Origin of the sequence: Mucilaginibacter pedocola, assembly GCF_002013915.1 — a bacterium.
Classification (GTDB): domain Bacteria; phylum Bacteroidota; class Bacteroidia; order Sphingobacteriales; family Sphingobacteriaceae; genus Mucilaginibacter; species Mucilaginibacter pedocola.
Map to the genome: position 1 here is coordinate 758,348 of NZ_MBTF01000001.1, position 15,967 is coordinate 774,314.

General features: G+C 42.3%; 19 protein-coding genes. 3 read left to right on the forward strand and 16 right to left on the reverse strand.

Annotation, left to right across the window (positions count from 1 at the left end):
• Positions 1-4: 4 nt before the first annotated feature.
• The 3 genes from BC343_RS03415 to BC343_RS03425 form a co-directional block, all read right to left on the reverse strand.
• Complete coding sequence (locus tag BC343_RS03415; RefSeq protein WP_078346302.1) at positions 5-799, reverse strand: SDR family NAD(P)-dependent oxidoreductase; 795 nt, start codon at positions 797-799, stop codon at positions 5-7.
• Between the two features lie 95 nt (positions 800-894).
• Positions 895-1,980: an acyltransferase family protein gene (locus BC343_RS03420; RefSeq protein ID WP_078346303.1), complete on the reverse strand. Its 1,086-nt coding sequence runs from the start codon at positions 1,978-1,980 to the stop codon at positions 895-897.
• Between the two features lie 235 nt (positions 1,981-2,215).
• Positions 2,216-2,740, reverse strand: a complete 525-nt coding sequence (locus BC343_RS03425; RefSeq protein ID WP_078346304.1) for a DUF6680 family protein — start codon at positions 2,738-2,740, stop codon at positions 2,216-2,218.
• A gap of 34 nt (positions 2,741-2,774) precedes the next feature.
• On the opposite strand from BC343_RS03425, the gene BC343_RS03430 reads away from it, so the two are divergent.
• Positions 2,775-3,653, forward strand: a complete 879-nt coding sequence (locus BC343_RS03430; protein ID WP_078346305.1) for an IS1595 family transposase — start codon at positions 2,775-2,777, stop codon at positions 3,651-3,653.
• Here the strand turns inward: BC343_RS03430 and BC343_RS31785 are convergent.
• Genes BC343_RS31785 through BC343_RS03440 form a run of 3 tightly spaced genes read right to left on the reverse strand, consistent with a single transcriptional unit; the run spans position 3,628 to position 4,368 of the window.
• The gene (locus BC343_RS31785; RefSeq protein ID WP_262493359.1) at positions 3,628-3,750 is read right to left on the reverse strand and encodes a hypothetical protein; all 123 of its coding nucleotides are present in this window, start codon (positions 3,748-3,750) and stop codon (positions 3,628-3,630) included. The genes BC343_RS03430 and BC343_RS31785 overlap by 26 nt on opposite strands.
• Before the next feature lie 24 nt (positions 3,751-3,774).
• Entirely contained in the window at positions 3,775-4,011 is a 237-nt protein-coding gene (locus BC343_RS03435) for a hypothetical protein (RefSeq protein WP_078346306.1), read from the reverse strand.
• Positions 4,012-4,035: 24 nt separating this feature from the next.
• Entirely contained in the window at positions 4,036-4,368 is a 333-nt protein-coding gene (locus tag BC343_RS03440; protein ID WP_078346307.1) for a hypothetical protein, read from the reverse strand.
• Positions 4,369-4,588: 220 nt separating this feature from the next.
• Between BC343_RS03440 and BC343_RS31790 the strand changes: the two genes are divergently transcribed.
• Both BC343_RS31790 and BC343_RS03445 read left to right on the forward strand, forming a co-directional pair.
• Positions 4,589-4,711: a hypothetical protein gene (locus BC343_RS31790; protein WP_262493360.1), complete on the forward strand. Its 123-nt coding sequence runs from the start codon at positions 4,589-4,591 to the stop codon at positions 4,709-4,711.
• A gap of 7 nt (positions 4,712-4,718) precedes the next feature.
• A complete protein-coding gene (locus tag BC343_RS03445; RefSeq protein ID WP_078346308.1) occupies positions 4,719-4,943 on the forward strand; it encodes a hypothetical protein in 225 nt (74 codons plus the stop codon).
• A 201-nt stretch (positions 4,944-5,144) separates the two neighbouring features.
• On the opposite strand, the gene BC343_RS03450 is transcribed toward BC343_RS03445, so the two are convergent.
• The 10 genes from BC343_RS03450 to BC343_RS03495 all read right to left on the reverse strand — a co-directional run bounded on the left by BC343_RS03450 (position 5,145) and on the right by BC343_RS03495 (position 15,925).
• On the reverse strand, positions 5,145-6,392 hold the full coding sequence (locus tag BC343_RS03450; protein ID WP_078346309.1) for a tetratricopeptide repeat protein: 1,248 nt from the start codon (positions 6,390-6,392) through the stop codon (positions 5,145-5,147).
• 60 nt (positions 6,393-6,452) lie between these two features.
• On the reverse strand, positions 6,453-7,562 hold the full coding sequence (locus BC343_RS03455; protein WP_078346310.1) for a tetratricopeptide repeat protein: 1,110 nt from the start codon (positions 7,560-7,562) through the stop codon (positions 6,453-6,455).
• 2 nt (positions 7,563-7,564) lie between these two features.
• The gene (gyrA, locus tag BC343_RS03460; RefSeq protein ID WP_078346311.1) at positions 7,565-10,183 is read right to left on the reverse strand and encodes a DNA gyrase subunit A; all 2,619 of its coding nucleotides are present in this window, start codon (positions 10,181-10,183) and stop codon (positions 7,565-7,567) included.
• A gap of 171 nt (positions 10,184-10,354) precedes the next feature.
• Positions 10,355-10,762, reverse strand: a complete 408-nt coding sequence (locus tag BC343_RS03465; RefSeq protein WP_078346312.1) for a hypothetical protein — start codon at positions 10,760-10,762, stop codon at positions 10,355-10,357.
• A 2-nt stretch (positions 10,763-10,764) separates the two neighbouring features.
• Positions 10,765-11,673 (reverse strand): oxygen-dependent coproporphyrinogen oxidase, encoded by a 909-nt coding sequence (gene hemF, locus BC343_RS03470; RefSeq protein WP_078346313.1) that lies wholly within the window; start codon positions 11,671-11,673, stop codon positions 10,765-10,767.
• A gap of 93 nt (positions 11,674-11,766) precedes the next feature.
• A complete protein-coding gene (locus tag BC343_RS03475; RefSeq protein ID WP_078346314.1) occupies positions 11,767-13,014 on the reverse strand; it encodes an MFS transporter in 1,248 nt (415 codons plus the stop codon).
• 120 nt (positions 13,015-13,134) lie between these two features.
• Positions 13,135-13,332 carry a cold-shock protein gene (locus BC343_RS03480; protein WP_078346315.1) on the reverse strand — a complete coding sequence of 66 codons (198 nt, stop codon included), beginning with the start codon at positions 13,330-13,332 and terminating at the stop codon, positions 13,135-13,137.
• A 249-nt stretch (positions 13,333-13,581) separates the two neighbouring features.
• The gene (locus tag BC343_RS03485; RefSeq protein WP_078346316.1) at positions 13,582-14,052 is read right to left on the reverse strand and encodes a hypothetical protein; all 471 of its coding nucleotides are present in this window, start codon (positions 14,050-14,052) and stop codon (positions 13,582-13,584) included.
• 291 nt (positions 14,053-14,343) lie between these two features.
• On the reverse strand, positions 14,344-15,153 hold the full coding sequence (locus tag BC343_RS03490; RefSeq protein ID WP_078346317.1) for an SDR family oxidoreductase: 810 nt from the start codon (positions 15,151-15,153) through the stop codon (positions 14,344-14,346).
• Between the two features lie 205 nt (positions 15,154-15,358).
• The gene (locus BC343_RS03495; protein WP_078346318.1) at positions 15,359-15,925 is read right to left on the reverse strand and encodes a DUF6580 family putative transport protein; all 567 of its coding nucleotides are present in this window, start codon (positions 15,923-15,925) and stop codon (positions 15,359-15,361) included.
• Positions 15,926-15,967 lie beyond the last annotated feature (42 nt).

A 15,967-nucleotide genomic window follows, 5' to 3' on the forward strand; every position in this document is an offset into this window, starting at 1 on the left:
CTTGTTAAAAGGCTGTTTTGATAACGCCACCATCAACTCTAAGGGTAGCGCCGTTAGTGGCTGCCGAGAGCGGACTGGCCAAATAAGTTACCATGTTGGCAATCTCCTCGGTAGTAATAAAGCGCTTAAGCAGCGATGTGCCGCGCATACTCTTGAAAAATTCTTTCTCCATTTCGGCAGGGGTGATGCCTTGTTGATCGGCAACGGCTTGCACAAAACCGGTAACACCTTCTGATGCTGTTGGGCCCGGTAATACGGTATTTACCGTAACGCCGGTGTTTACGGTTAGTTCGGCCAAGCCACGCGCTACGGATATTTGAGCTGTTTTGGTAACGCCGTAGTGTATCATTTCGGCAGGTATTTGTACGCCCGATTCGCTGGAAACGAAGATGATGCGACCCCAGTTTTTCGCCAGCATATTACCAAAATACGCCCTTGATAAACGCACGCCGCTCATTACATTCACCTCGAAGAATTTAAACCATTCCTCGTCGGGAATATCCTTAAATTCCTTCGGGTCGAAAATGCCGATGTTGTTTACTAATATATCAACCTCGGGTAGTTCTTTTATCAAATTATTTACCTGGTCAACATCGGCAAAGTCTGCTGCAATGCCTTTTATATTGCTATTGCCTGTTTCGGCTTTTATTTTCTCAACCGCTTCGGTTACGCGTTCAGCCCCACGGCCATTTACAATTACGCTTGCGCCTTCGGCGGCCAATAGTTTGGCAATGGCGTAACCAATACCCGCAGTAGAGCCGGTTACCAGCGCTGTTTTGTTTTTAAGTTGAAGATCCATAGTATGTGATGTTTTTAATGAGGCAAGTGTAGATATTCTACAAATCATCTCCTAAAACATCCTCATAATATGGTGCTTAACTGACATTTAATATACTATTGCACAATCCATTTACGCTTTAGGTATTTGCGGATGGGCTCATCAATGTAAACCAATATCAACCAGGCCATTATTATTAATATGATTGTGCTGATTGCCATGATCAGCATCATCTCGTTATGCATTGGCTTTTTTGCTTCCACATAGCTTTGAAATAACCAGATGATAGGGTAGTGGATCATGTAAAGCGGGTAGGAGATATCCCCCGAAAATTTGCAAAGCGGGCGCAAACCATTGCGTAAAGTTGCCCCCGCGCCCAAGGCTACCAATACAGGGAATATAAATATGGCGATGAAAGGGTCTACAAAAGGATTTGTTTTTTCGTTAAACGGTATCATGAATATCAGCAATAACAGTGCAGCGAAAGGCAAAAAGCCTATGCGCGATTTGATGATCCATTTAGAACGATACGCCAAAATACCGGCTAAAAACGAATAAAATACCCTATAAGCACCGCCCGCAACGTTATCTCCGCCCCAGCCAACGCCTAAAAACCCAGAACGGTGCGCCTCCATAGCAAGTAAAACGGCTGCAACAGCAACCAATATCCATAATACCTTATTCGGAATTTTTACAAGTATAAACGCATAAACCACATTGGCTATGTATTCCCAAAACAACGACCATGTGGGCGGATTAAGGTGAAACAGGTTAAAATAACGCTCGTGTACCAAAGGATACGGCACCATAAAACACGATGCTAAAAACATGAGCAAAGAATTGCCCGAGTATTTGGTGAATAGATCGGTCAGCGGATCAAACGCGAATGCCAGCAGCCCGATAACCGATCCAATAATCACCAAGGGATGCAATCTTATCAACCGTAACTTAAAGAAATTCCATAAGCCGATACCTTTGAGTTTTTCATCGTAAGCATAAGCAATTACAAAGCCCGATAAACAAAAAAAGAAATCGACCGACAAGTACGCATGTGCGATAAAACTCTCGGGGTATTTAGGCACTGCAACTTCCATGAAATGAAAAATCACAACTGATATGGCGGCGACGCCACGCAGCCCGTCTAAAATTTGAAAATGTTGTTTGGTTTGAATTTTTGGTGCTGAAATGTTCGCGTCGGGCATTATATAAGAATATCGTGGATGTTAAAAGTTTTACAGCATCGTTGATTGAAGCTGTATTGCGTTGTAATAATTGGTGCAGCGAATATGACTGTTTTATGCTTATCATGGTTCCTGATATTGTATTAATCACTCTACGTTTCTTCTCATTCTTATTTTTCTCATAATTAACATTATGTTAAGTAAAGAGGCATATATCCCCACACCACAGTTAGGTTATCATGGGGATGTGATTATGTTATGCCTTTAACTGTTTTTTCTTCATTCTCTTTTTATACTCTTTCTTTGAAAATCCCTCGGCATTGCTTTTTGAATGCTGTAGCACCCTTAGTAATTCCTGCGAAATCACATTTTGATTTACAATCTGGTTTTCAAAGAAAACAGGTTGATAAAACCTGTCTATCTCGGTTTGCTTCAAATTCTTATACCCCAAAGAAATTGCTATCTCTGAAAGTAAGTCCAATAAGAAAGTATTTGCAGTTGCTTGGTGTTGTGAATGCGGGTGCAATGCATCAAACAAAGCCCTCCACGCGGTTCTTACCTTATTGTCATCTTGAAATACCACATCGATTTGATTTAACGCATCAGCCATTTCAACGGATGGAGGGTATTTCTTTCTGTCAGCCATCAGCCTCAAAAAAAGGTCAACTTTCTCTTTCCTCTTTGAATACCGTATTTGGAACTGTACTCCCAACACCCAAATAAAGATTGGTATTAATGTTACAGAAATCAATTCTCCGTAATCCTTTAAAAATTGTTGCATAAAATTTAAGTTTTTCTAAATCTACAAATCTCACATGAAATATACTATTAACCAATTCCGCAAAGATTACCCGAACGACGATGTTTGTTTAGATATGATATTTAAGATGCGGTATGCAAAGCAACCGTGCTGCCCGCAATGCTCACAGGCAACCACGTTTAAACGTATTACAGGGCGCAGGGCTTATCAATGCTCTGATAAGGATTGCCAGTATCAGTTATACCCTACTGCAGGTACAGTATTTGAGAAAACTAAAACATCGTTGGTTGATTGGTTCTATGTTATCTATTTGATGACAAGTACACGCAATGGCGTAAGCGGTAAAGAGATACAAAGGCAATTAGGTGTTACTTATAAATGTGCGTGGCGTATGGGGCATCAGATACGTAAGATAATGGCATCAGGCGGCGATTTGCTTACAGGTGTTGTAGAGGTTGATGAGACGTATATTGGAGGGCTTGACAAGAATAAGCACGCTAAGGACTTAAAGCCTGAAAACATGGGGCGTGGCAAGGCTAAACAGCCTGTTATATCCATTGTACAGCGTGGTGGCGAGGTTAGGACATTTGTGGTTGATAACGTTGGCTCAGGCAATATTTACAGCCTTATTACAGGCAATGTAGAGAAACGTAGCAAGCTTATTACAGATGGCTTTAATAGCTATAAATGGGTTGGTAAACAGTATGACCATGTGCCTGTAAAGCACAACAATAACAGGGTTACGCATGGCGAAAAACATACTAATACCGTTGAGGGCTTCTTTAGCCACTTGAAGCGTACAATAAGTGGTACACACATTCATGTAAGCCCTAAACACCTGCAAAAGTATGCCGATGAATGTTCATTCAGGTATTCGCACCGTGATAAGGGGCAATTAATGTTTCACACTATTTTGAACCGTGTTGTTGTTTAGGCTGTAATGCTTTCGATAATAGTTTCAGAAAATCTTCTTTGTGGTTTGGGTTAGGCTGTTCTTTCGGCTTAACCTCTTTTTGTTTCTTTGCTGCCATACTACAAAGTTAGGTATATTTTACCTATCTCGGTTCAGGTTCTTCAACAGGTAGCGGATCATAATATTGGCTATCTATTTTAACCTTAAAAACATACGTAGTGTCGTTGGCGTATATACTGTACTTTCCGCTCTTTCTAACAGATTTTAAAAATCGTTGATCTTCTACTTGTGGTTGAAAAAATACCCACCAAGCAACCATCATTAGGAAAGCTACAAACCAAAAATAGGTGTATAGTTGTTGTTTATCCTTACTGCTCATAGTACAACACAATAAAAATACCCCTTACTTAACAAGTATGTTAGAAAACTGCTCTGTTAAATACTTCATCATTGACATGGCAATTAACGCCAATATCCAAAGCAGTATTTTTACAGTTTTGGTTTCTCTTTGTGGGCCCTGGTTTGTTTTTATTTTAGACTTTAAATCGTTGAAGCCACTATTTGCCACATCGATTTCATGTTGAGACACGCCACGGCTTATTAAAATATCTTGCATGGCTGAGACTGCTAAGGGGTTGTAATCGTCCTGAGAAAACGATAGAATATCGAGCAACCTATCTGTGCTCAATTTTTCCAAATTGCCCCTTACGAGGTTTAGGTCAATAGAACTGTTCATTGTGTGGTAATTGAGGATAAATAAAATAAGCGTGACTGCCTTAATCTTCGCTATCCTCGGCTTACCACAGCCTTACACACAAAGAGACACAGCCACGCTTTATCAGCGTACCATAATCTCGGTGTGTGCATACTATTTGTGGTAATTCAGGATAGCACTCCGATTTTGTACAATAACTTTAACAGCACTAATGTAAGGAAAGAATTATTATTTTTAGAAGATGGAAACAGAAATAACAGAAAACGGGACAGTATACCCGTATGTGTCTTTTTTAGAAATAGGAGGCAATAAAACCCTCTTATTAACTTATCAAGATAAAGAAACCGCTGAATTTGAGTTATGAACGGTTCATGTCTTATGTTGATGTAGATTTGTTGTCTAATGATGAGGGCTTTAGAATAATAATAATGTTAAGTGGTGGTTATGATTTTAAAATTAAACTCGTTAAACCGATAATTGAGTATAAAAATATAGATTGGATTACTGGAAAAAGCTTAACACATATCACAACGGGTTTTCAAGGCTATGGCGCACTGGATAAAACCCCTCTAATGCTTCCCGTTCATAAATCTTAGCCCACAGCCTTTTAGCATGCTCAGGAGAGGGCGCGCCATTTTCATCAAAATCAGGTTGCTTTTTTTCAGGTTCTACGCTTAACTGTTCTAAGGGTACATTTGCCAGTAAAGAAATCAAAACACATAATGTGACAGCTTATACAATGCAAAAAGCCACCCCTTTTGAGGATGGCCTTTTGATATGCATTTAGCGGCACTAAATTAATCTTCTTTAGCGCTGGCAAGCAGTTTGGTGTATTTATCTACATTAGGCTGATCGCGTTTTGCAATGTAATATGTTTTCAAGTTTTCCAATGCGGTTCTTGATGTTGGTTTCAACTCAGCAGCTTTTACCAGGTATGGTTTTGCTGCATCAAATAAAGCATCAGATTTTGCAAGCGCTTCGTTGTATTGTTTTTGAGTTGCGTTTGCAGGCAGGTTACGTACGCTGTTATAAGCTTCAGTAGCCGGAGCTAACAAAACGTAGCCCATGTTCATGTTAGCCTCAAAATAATTAGGATCTATCTCCAGGCCTTTTTTGTACATGTCTTTTGCTTTGGCCAGGTTCTCATCGCGTTGAGTTTTTAAAGTAGCTTTTGCAGGGGCTGCTTTGGTTTTTGCCATTTTTGCGGTAAGGGCATCGGCAGTTTGTGAGTAAACTAAACCTGCATAGTAATACAGCGTTTTGTTTTTGCTGTCTTTTTCAATAGCAGCGGTAATTTTCGACAAAACTTCATCTGATTTGCCTGTTTGTAAAGCTATTTCAATTTCTTTCCTGCGCAAGCCATTGTTGTTCGGGTATTTTGCAAGCCCCTCTCCTATAGATTTTAAAGCACCTACAGTATCTTTATTCATTAGGTACATGCCCGAAAGATCGTCGTAAGCAGCTTCTGCACCCGAATATTTGGTGGCAACAAGTTTGTTATAGGTTTCAATAGCGGCAGGGTAGTTTTTAGAGTTGTAAGCTGATATACCGGCATTAAGCAAGCCTGTAGTATCGCCCGGAATTATAGCATTGTAGTTGCTGAATGCTTTGTAGGCAACATCATATTTACCTGCCTGGTAGGCTTTCACACCGGCGTTCATTTGGTATTGAGCCAATGTTAGGCCGGCTTCTTCAATTTGCTTTTTAAATTCGCCTTTGGTATCAAGTTCTTTAGCTTTAGTAAGTGCCTCGCTTGCAGTAGCAAAAGCCTGTGCCGAAGCCTGTGTGGTATCTGTAACGGCAAGGCCGCCATAAATAAAACCTTTATATACAAAAGTTTCCGCTAATACACTGGTTTTAGCGTCAGCCGCAGCTTTATCAATAGCTATTTTAGCATTTGCCAGGCCAGTAACTGCTAATGGGCCCTGCCTGATAGCAGCATATTTCTCATACTCGGATTTTGCCGTGCTCAACTCCTTTTTTTGTGCAAACGTTGTTGCAGAAGTAAGGGCCAACAGGCCAGCCATCAAAAATTTAATTTTCATTTTAAATAGTTTTTGTATTTAAGTGTAATGAACCTGCCACCATCCGGGCGGCTATTCATATTAGTTTGTTACTTGCAAAAGTTTATTGGTTACCCTATCCAATTGGCTTTGGTTCCCTGTTTTTTTATAGGCTAACTGCAATAACGCCAAACAGTTTTTATCGCGCGGCGACATTTCATTAGCTTTCTCGAGCCATAAAATAGCGTTGGTGATATTTTTTTCGTCGTTATCTTTTTGCGCGCTGCTTTTCAAATATAGCAAACCAAGGTTAAACACCGGCTCGTAGGCAGAACCATTCAATTCAATGGCCCTAAGGTATAACGATTCCGCTTTGTCGTGCTGGTTTAAATTATCGTAGCAATTTGCGGCTATAAAGGCTATATCAGCATTGTTGGGGTTATTATCTATCAGTTGCCCAAGCAATGGTTCTAACGATTTATAATCCCTTTTGTTATTATAAATATTAGCCTCATCCTGCAGTAATTGTTTATCGGCGGGTAAAATTTTGCGGGCGCGCTTTAAAACTTGCAAGGCTTTTGCGGTATCGCCCATTGATTTGTAAATGGATGATGCTGTTTGAAAGTACTCTATCTTAGTACTATCGGTATTGATCAGGTTGCTGAAGTTTTTGGCTGCCTCCTGCAAATTGCCCTGCTTGTTGTTAGCAAAAGCCATGTATGCACTAACCGGTTTAAAGGTTGGTGCATAAAGCCGCGCTTTTCCAAAAGCATCAGCTGCTTTTACAAAATCGTTGGCGGTAGCTGCGGCAAAGCCTTTACGTATATAAGCGTTGGCCAAACAACGCTTGGCATAATCTAACTCGGCCTGGAAATTAAAAGCCTTTTGTTTAGCAGAAAGCTTCTCGTACAAAGCGGCAGAAACGTCGGCAAAGTTCTCGGGTTGGCCAAGTTTATTTAGCGTATCTGTATTCAATATGCTTGAGTAAACAATTAAACGGTACATATTTTTGGTCAGGTCGCTGGAATCAGACTTGGTGACGATCAAACTGTCTGCCGATTTTTTGGCGCGGGCCAAATACGCGATATCATTTTTTTGCTTATAAAAAGCAAGGTTGTTTACCACTGCCTTTAACGCTTCTGATTGACCAAAAGCTAAAGATGTAGTAAACAACCCTAAAACCAGTAATATTAACTTACGGTTATGCTGCATGCTTATTCTGTTTTATCGTCAGCTTCAGGCTCCTCCCCTTCCGCATCAGTATTATTATCAGTTGGTTCTGTAGTTTCTGTTGATGTTTCCGTTGCAGGAGCGGTTTCGGTGCCCGCATCAGCAGCAACTGCCGAGCTGTCAACTTCTTCGTCCTCATCGTGGTCTACCTGTGCTACCGAAGCTATCTCATCATTACCTTTTAGTGTGATAAGCCTTACCCCTTGCGTAGCGCGGCCCATAGTGCGCAGCTCGCTTATGGCTATACGGATAACAATGCCCGATTTATTAATGATCATCAGGTCTTCTTTATCTGTAACACCTTTTATAGCTACAAGGTTTCCGGTTTTTTCGGTAATATTTAAGGTTTTTACGCCTTTACCGCCACGATTGGTAACACGGTAATCGTCGATGTCGGTACGCTTGCCGTAGCCTTTTTCCGATACCACTAACACAGTAGTTTCTTTATCGTCAACGGCTATCATACCTACCACCACGTCGTTATCGCTATCCAGGCTTATGCCGCGCACACCGGTTGCGGTGCGGCCCATTGGCCTAACGGTAGATTCGTTGAAGCGGATGGCACGGCCACTTTGCAGCGCCATTACAATTTCGCTGCTGCCGGTAGTTAATGTTGCCTCTAACAGCGAGTCGCCTTCGTTGATGTTGATGGCGTTGATACCATTTGCACGCGGGCGTGAATATGCCTCTAAAGATGTTTTTTTGATAACACCTTTTTTGGTACACATAATAATGAAGTTGTTCTCGAGGTATTCTTTATCCTTAAGCGATTTCAGCTTGATGTAAGCCTTAATGTTCTCTTCCTTAGGGATATTGATGATGTTTTGGATAGCGCGGCCTTTTGAAGTACGCGTACCTTCCGGAATTTCGAACACCCTTAGCCAGAAGCACTGCCCGCTTTCGGTGAAGAAGAGCATGTAATTGTGGTTAGAGGCTATCAGCAGGTGCTCAATGAAATCCGCATCGCGGCTGTTGCTGCCTATGCTGCCTTTGCCACCTCTGCCCTGCCTCCGGTACTCGGTAAGCGAAGTACGCTTGATGTAACCCTCGCGCGAGATGGTGATAACCACATCCTCATCCTCAATAAAGTCTTCGGTTTGCATTTCTGCAGATGAGTGTACGATCTCGGTTTTACGTGCGTCGCCGTATTTTTCTTTTATTTCGGTAAGCTCATCTTTAATGATTTGCATACGCATGCCTTCATCCGCCAAAATAGCTTTTAAGTGCTCTATGGTTTTCATCAAAGCATCGTACTCGTCGCGTATTTTGTCGCGCTCCAGTCCGGTTAACCTCCTTAAGGTCATATCCAGAATAGCGCGTGCTTGGATGTCGCTCAAACCGAAGGTAGTTATTAAGCCTTCACGAGCTTCATCTGGCGATGCAGAGGCACGTATCAGGCGGATAACTTCTTCTATATGGTCTAAGGCGATCAATAAACCCTCGAGGATATGGGCGCGTTTTTCAGCCTCGGCCAATTCGAACTTGGTACGGCGGATAACCACCTCGTGCCTGTGCTCCACAAAGTGGTGTATCAGGTCCTTCAGGTTTAGCAGCATTGGGCGGCCGTTAACCAACGCAATGTTGTTTACACTGAAGGAAGTTTGCAGTGAGGTGTATTTATACAGGTTATTCAGTACGATAGCAGCGTTGGCATCGCGCTTTATCTCGTAAACCACGCGTATGCCTTCGCGGTTACTTTCGTCGCGAATGGCAGTAATGCCTTCAATTTTCTTTTCGTTAACCAATTCGGCAGTACGCTCTATCATCAGCGCTTTGTTTACCTGGTAAGGTACTTCGCTCACAATAATACGTTCGCGTTCGCCATTGTAGGTTTCAATTTCAGCGCGGGCACGTATAACCACTCGGCCACGGCCTGTTTCCAATGCCTGGCGCGGGCCTTCGTAACCGTAAATAATAGCGCCGGTAGGGAAATCGGGGCCTTTTACGTGCTGCATCAATTCAGTTATCTCAATGCTGCGGTTGTCTATGTAAGCAACTGTAGCATCAACAATTTCCGATAGGTTGTGCGGGGCCATATTGGTGGCCATACCTACCGCAATACCACTGGCACCGTTAACCAAAAGGTTAGGGAATTTTGCCGGTAACACGGTTGGTTCTTCCAGCGAGTCGTCGAAGTTCAGTTGGAAATCGATGGTATCTTTATTGATATCTGCCAACATCTCTTCGGCAATTTTCTCCAGCCTGGCTTCTGTATAACGCATGGCCGCGGGTTGGTCGCCGTCTATAGATCCGTAGTTGCCCTGGCCCTCTACAAAGGGGTAACGCAGGCTCCAGTCTTGCGCCATACGTACCATGGCATCGTATACCGAAGTATCACCATGCGGGTGGTATTTACCAAGAACCTCGCCCACTATACGGGCCGATTTTTTATAGGGTTTGTTGTTGCTCAAACCAAGATCGAGCATACCGTAAAGCACGCGCCTGTGTACTGGTTTTAAACCATCGCGCACATCGGGCAATGCCCTCGATACAATAACCGACATCGAATAATCGATATAGGCAGATCGCATCTCCTCGTCAATATTTATCGGAATTATTCTGTCTTCTTTGTGAGAGTTTTCGTTTTCTGTCTCTTCAGCCATCTGTTTTTCTTAATGGAAAGGTATGATCTGTGTTGCGTGTAAAATTGGTTTTTATACGATTTGCGAAGTTAAGCATTTATATGCCAACAGGGTAATTTTTTACTAACAATTGCCCTGTTTTTCCACCTTTTGCGCACAAAAACGAGCAAAAAAGCTGTTACAACAAATATCCTATTTGCTTACTTTTTTCCAGTATTCCTGCACGGTTGTGCCATTGGGTAAAACGCCGCTAAATACAAGCGTATCGTGCTGTAGTTTGTACTTGTAGGCAACCGTAATATTTAGCGTTTTTGAAGGCTGCTTGCTATAGGTTTGGGTTTCCAGGCAGGTGGTGTCGGTTGGTAGCTTGTATTTGCCTTGCTCGTACACGATGGTATCCTGCCCGGGCTCAATAAAAGTCGACTCGTATTCTTCGTCGTTATAGCGGCGCTGTAAGGTATAATCTTTCGATGCGGCTTCGGCTTTGTTATTGTAGATGCCGCCCGTGTAGATGTAAGTGCCTTCGAGCGATGAAATATAGGTGAATGACATCAAACCCGCGAAAAGAAGCGCGGCGGGTATAAACAACTTCCTGGCCATAGTTACACCCAATTTACACCCTTCTTTAACAAACTCATAGTACGCTCTTCCTCGCTGCCGGGTTGGGCATGATAATCGTACACCCATTTGGCTGTTGGCGGCAGGCTCATCAATATAGATTCGATGCGGCCATTGGTTTCCAGCCCGAAGCGGGTACCGGCATCGTACACCAGATTAAACTCGGTGTAACGGCTGCGGCGCTGATATTGCCATTGCTGCTGCTCGGGCGTAAATATTTTATAGCGGTTACGGTTAACCAGTTCGGTATAGGTAGGGATGAACGAGCGGCCCAACACTTTCGAAAACTCAAATATCATCTCCCAATTCATCTCGTCGGTAGCTGCCAGGCGGTCGTAAAAAATGCCGCCTATGCCACGCGTTTCGTTACGGTGTTTAATGAAGAAGTAATCATCGGCCCAGGTTTTAAAACGGTGGTAAAATCCATCGTTAAAATGGTCGCATACGTTCTTTAATTGCTGGTGGAAGAAACGGGCGTCTTCATCAACCACATAGTGCGGTGTAAGGTCTATCCCTCCGCCGAACCAATGTACCGGTGTTTCACCTTTATCATTCGGCATCTCAAAATACCGGATGTTCATGTGGATGATGGGCACCAGCGGATGGTTGGGGTGGATCACGATAGATACGCCGGTAGCGAAGAAATCTTCCTGCTCTACATTCAGCGCCTTTTTCATGGTATGGGGCAACTTGCCGTGTACGGCAGAAAAGTTAACGCCCCCCTTCTCAAATATATTTCCGTTTTGGATAATGCGGGTGCGGCCACCGCCTCCACCCTCGCGTTCCCAAAGTTCTTCTTCAAATTTGGCCTGCCCGTCGCACTGCTCCAGCGCGGCACATATCTCATCCTGTATTTGGCGGTACCCGGCGGCTATTTGTTCTTTACTGATCATCGCGACAAAAGTAATGAATGCTTAATAATGTTAATACGTGCCCGCTTGTTTTAACGTTGCGTTAATATTAAACCAAGCAAAATTTGGACTTGATTAGCTTATCCCGGCTTCTTCTTCTACGTAGTTGAGGTCTTTCCCGAAAGTTTCTTTTAGCTGGCTTAGAGAAATTAAAGATATTAAGGTAAGTATCCCCATCATAATATAGCCACTGGTAAGCACACCGTAGTGAGCTTTAAACGTATTAAAAGCGGCTACAATAGGGATGAGTGCCCCGCGCACAAAGTTGGGTACTGTTGTGGTAACGGTTGATCGGATATTTGTGCCAAATTGTTCTGAAGCGATGGTTACAAATGTAGCCCAATACCCAACCGAACACCCCATTACAAAGCAAACTAAGAAGAAATGCTGAACAGTAAGACCTTTGGCATTAAGGTAATAAGCAACACATGCAGCCGAGAAAACAAGGAATACGGCCATTGTAAGTTTACGCGACTTGGTTATTTGTGCCAATAAGCCTGCAAAAATATCACCAACAGAAATCCCTATATAAGTGTAAAATACACCTTCGGCAGGATTTAACAATGCCGGGGAACCTAAGGCAACACCAAATTGATCGGAAAAGGAAACTAACACACCCACTACATACCAAAGCGGCGCGCCAATTAATATGCAAAACAGATATTTTTTGAAACGGCTAAAACTGGTGAACAGCATAAAGAAATTACCCTTAGACACCTTGCTTTGCTCAACATTTTTAAACATGCCCGATTCGAAAGTGCCTATCCGTAGGAATAACAACAGTATACCAAGCCCGCCGCCCACAAAATAAGCATTGCGCCAGCCAAATTTGGCTACCCCAAAAGCGGCTGCCGCACCCAATAAGCCAATAACCGCAACCATCATGGTACCGTATCCGCGTTTTTCTTTACTCAAGGTTTCACTAACCAAAGTAATTCCTGCTCCAAGTTCACCGGCAAGCCCAAGGCCTGCAATAAAGCGAATAATGGCGTAGGTGTTTACATCATTTACGAAACCATTGGCAAAATTTGCTATAGAATATAGAAGTATCGACCCGAACAATACCTTTATACGCCCTAACTTATCGCCTATCACGCCCCACAGTATCCCACCGAATAACAAACCTGCCATTTGTAGATTCAGGATATCCTGACCATGTTTTGTTACCATAACCGGGTCGGTAATGCCTATTTCTTTGAGGCTTTTTAGCCTTACAATGGAGAATACCAATAGGTCGTATATATCAACAAAGTAACCCAGCGAGGCTACTATCACTAAAAAAACAGCGTTCTTAGAAAGCTTTTGGGGGGCGGCGGCGGTCATGTTATATTGATAGTTTAAAATTGGATGGGCTAATGTAGATAAAGCCAATAATGTTGCCTAATTTTTTTAAACAAAAAACCCCTGTTTTTGCAGGGGTTTATAGGGTAGGCAACAGTGCGCTTATACTTTTTTTACATTAACTGCTTGAGGGCCTTTCCGGCCATCTTCTACTTCGTATTCTACGTTGTCGTTATCTTTTATAGCGTTTACACCGCCCTGCACATCTTTAAAGTGCACAAACAGGTCTTTCCCTTCTTCGGTAACAATAAAGCCGTAGCCTTTTTGAGTGTTAAACCATTTTACTTTTCCAGTCTTCATAATTGTTGGTAATAATCGTATTAAAATTGGGTTTTGCCGATCAGTAAGTAATTCAACTGAATATATAATGGTTTAATAATCAAGTATGAAATGTACAACTATCTATCCAAATATATAAAATTATTAATATCCAAATAAAATTATTTATATGACTGAAAAATGTAAAATGTGTGTTTAAACACAAAAGCCCACCCGCTTATCAGCAGATGAGCTTTTACAAAGAAGCAGGCATTAAAACCTGCGCCGTAATTATTTTACGTTTTGGAAGAAGTAAACACCTGCACCAGGAGTTACGCGTACCAAAAGTTCTTTACCGTCTTTAGCAAGGTCAACAAAGTAAACAGTGTTGTCGAAGCTATCTTCGCCGGTTTCTAATTTGATAACTTCTTTAGCGAAGTAACCTTCGTATTTAGCAGCAATTTCTTTACGTGCTTTTTCAGGCAAAGCGTTGAATTGTACATTTTGGGTTACGCCCATAACTTCGCCACGCAGGTTGTAGAAAGCCGACATTTTGGTACCATCCAAAGTGAAAGTTACTTTTTGGAAGTTGTTGCTTACTTTCCAGCTAACGTTTTCAGCACCGGCGTAATCGTTGTTAAATTTAGTAAGAGCAGCGTAAGAAACATTTTCTGTACCGTCTTCTGCTTTAAAAGTAGCAGCATATGTGTTAACAGTTAATAAACTGGCAGCAAGGGCGATGGTTAAAAATATCTTTTTCATGGGGTTTTAATTTTAATATTTTGTACTGTGTTGTTTTAAATTTTACATAACAAAAGTACGTTAGTATTGAATATATTCAAAATAATAGCCAATTTTTATGAATATTTAATAATTAAAGCAGCCAAAATGATAAAATGTAAAAATTACGGTTAATACTTAGTGTATAATTTACATTATCTCAATGAAATGCTGAATATCTTATTGTAAAAAGTACACTAAGTAATTTTCAAATAGAAAAATCCATTGTTTGTGACATTGGCCTGACAAAAGGCAAGGATTTAGCTTTGTTTTTTAACCATTATCGGCAAAGCCGGGATATAATGCCATGCCACCATCAATAAAAACGGTATGCCCGGTAATGTAATCTGCATCATCGGAAGCAAGCCAGGTGGCCAGTTTACCTATATCTTCGGGTTGGCCTATGCGGTTATAGGGAATTAGCTCTAACAGTTTGTTTAACGCTGCGGGCGTTTCCCAAGCGGGCTTGTTTATAGGCGTTTGTATAGCACCGGGCGCTATGCCTACTACTCTTATTTTGTGCGGGGCAAGTTCCTGCGCCAGGGTTTTCATCATCATGCTTATACCGCCCTTACTGGCTGCATAGTTTACATGCCCTGCCCATGGGATAACCTCGTGCACGCTGCTCATGCAAATAATTTTACCGGCGGCAGTACTGCGCTTTTTAACTACTCCCCTTTTTATGAACTCGCGTGCAGCCTCGCGCGAGCACAGGAACTGCCCGGTAAGGTTTATGCTGATCACTTTGTTCCACTGTTCCAAAGTCATGTCAACCAATGCCGCATCTTCCTGCAGGCCGGCATTGTTCACCAAAATATCTATACTGCCGTACTTTTTTATGATGGCCGCAAACATGGCTTTCACTTCATCCTCTTTACTTACATCGGCATGAAACTCAAATGCTTTACCGCCGGCTTTGGTGATCTCATCAACTACTTTATCGGCTTTATCGTGCTGACCAATGTGGTTTATCAGCACCTTAGCACCTGCCGCTGCTAACGCAATGGCCACGGCCTTACCAATGCCACTATCGGCACCGGTAACAATGGCAGCCTGGCCTTTAAGTTTTTGGGGAGTTTTCATTATAGATGAATTATATATTTGCTATTAACCACAGAGCACACAGAGGTTACACGGAGGTTCACGGAGCCATGCATCCGTCCAATGAGCTTCTCTCGAATGGAAAGAATAATTTTAAGCAAAAGTTTTCGGTACTTGGCATTGGGCAAATAAAAAGCGGTTCCGTTTATTCAGAACCGCTTTCAAAAAATATCAAAACAGGCTATAGTTACAGTGCCAGTTGTTTTTTCCCTTGCAAGGCCACGTATTTGGTTTTAGCCAGTTCGAAACCTCCGAAAAGGATGGCGCCATATAAGGCATCACTTATCAGCATATTGGTTTCGAAGGGGTAAATGGCACGCATCAGCAGCATGCTGTAATTATCCCAGGTAGTTGGCAAGCCGTATACAATTGGCAGATCCATTACCAGCCAGTGTATAAGCACCGTTACTACCGATGCGGTTGCCAGGCTGGCAACGCTAACTCTTTTAATTAGCGTGCCTACAAAGGCCATCAGCACAAAGCAGCCGTACATCCACAGCGAGCTTGCAAAAAAAGTAATGCTTGAGGTGTAAATGTAATTGATCACCAAATCGCTGATGAACAGCGCAACAAGTGGCACCAAAAATGCTTCCCACTTACGCGTAAAATAAACACCGCCGAACAATGCAACCGCACCTACCGGCGTAAAGTTGCTTAAAGCAGGCACTTGTGTGTTAACAATGCGCATGGCAATAGCGCCAAGCACCATTAAAACGAGTACAATAAAACGGCTGTTATTTTTTTCCTGTGGCATAGTTATGTCTGTTGAGCAAATTTATTAAATAATCGTTGCAAT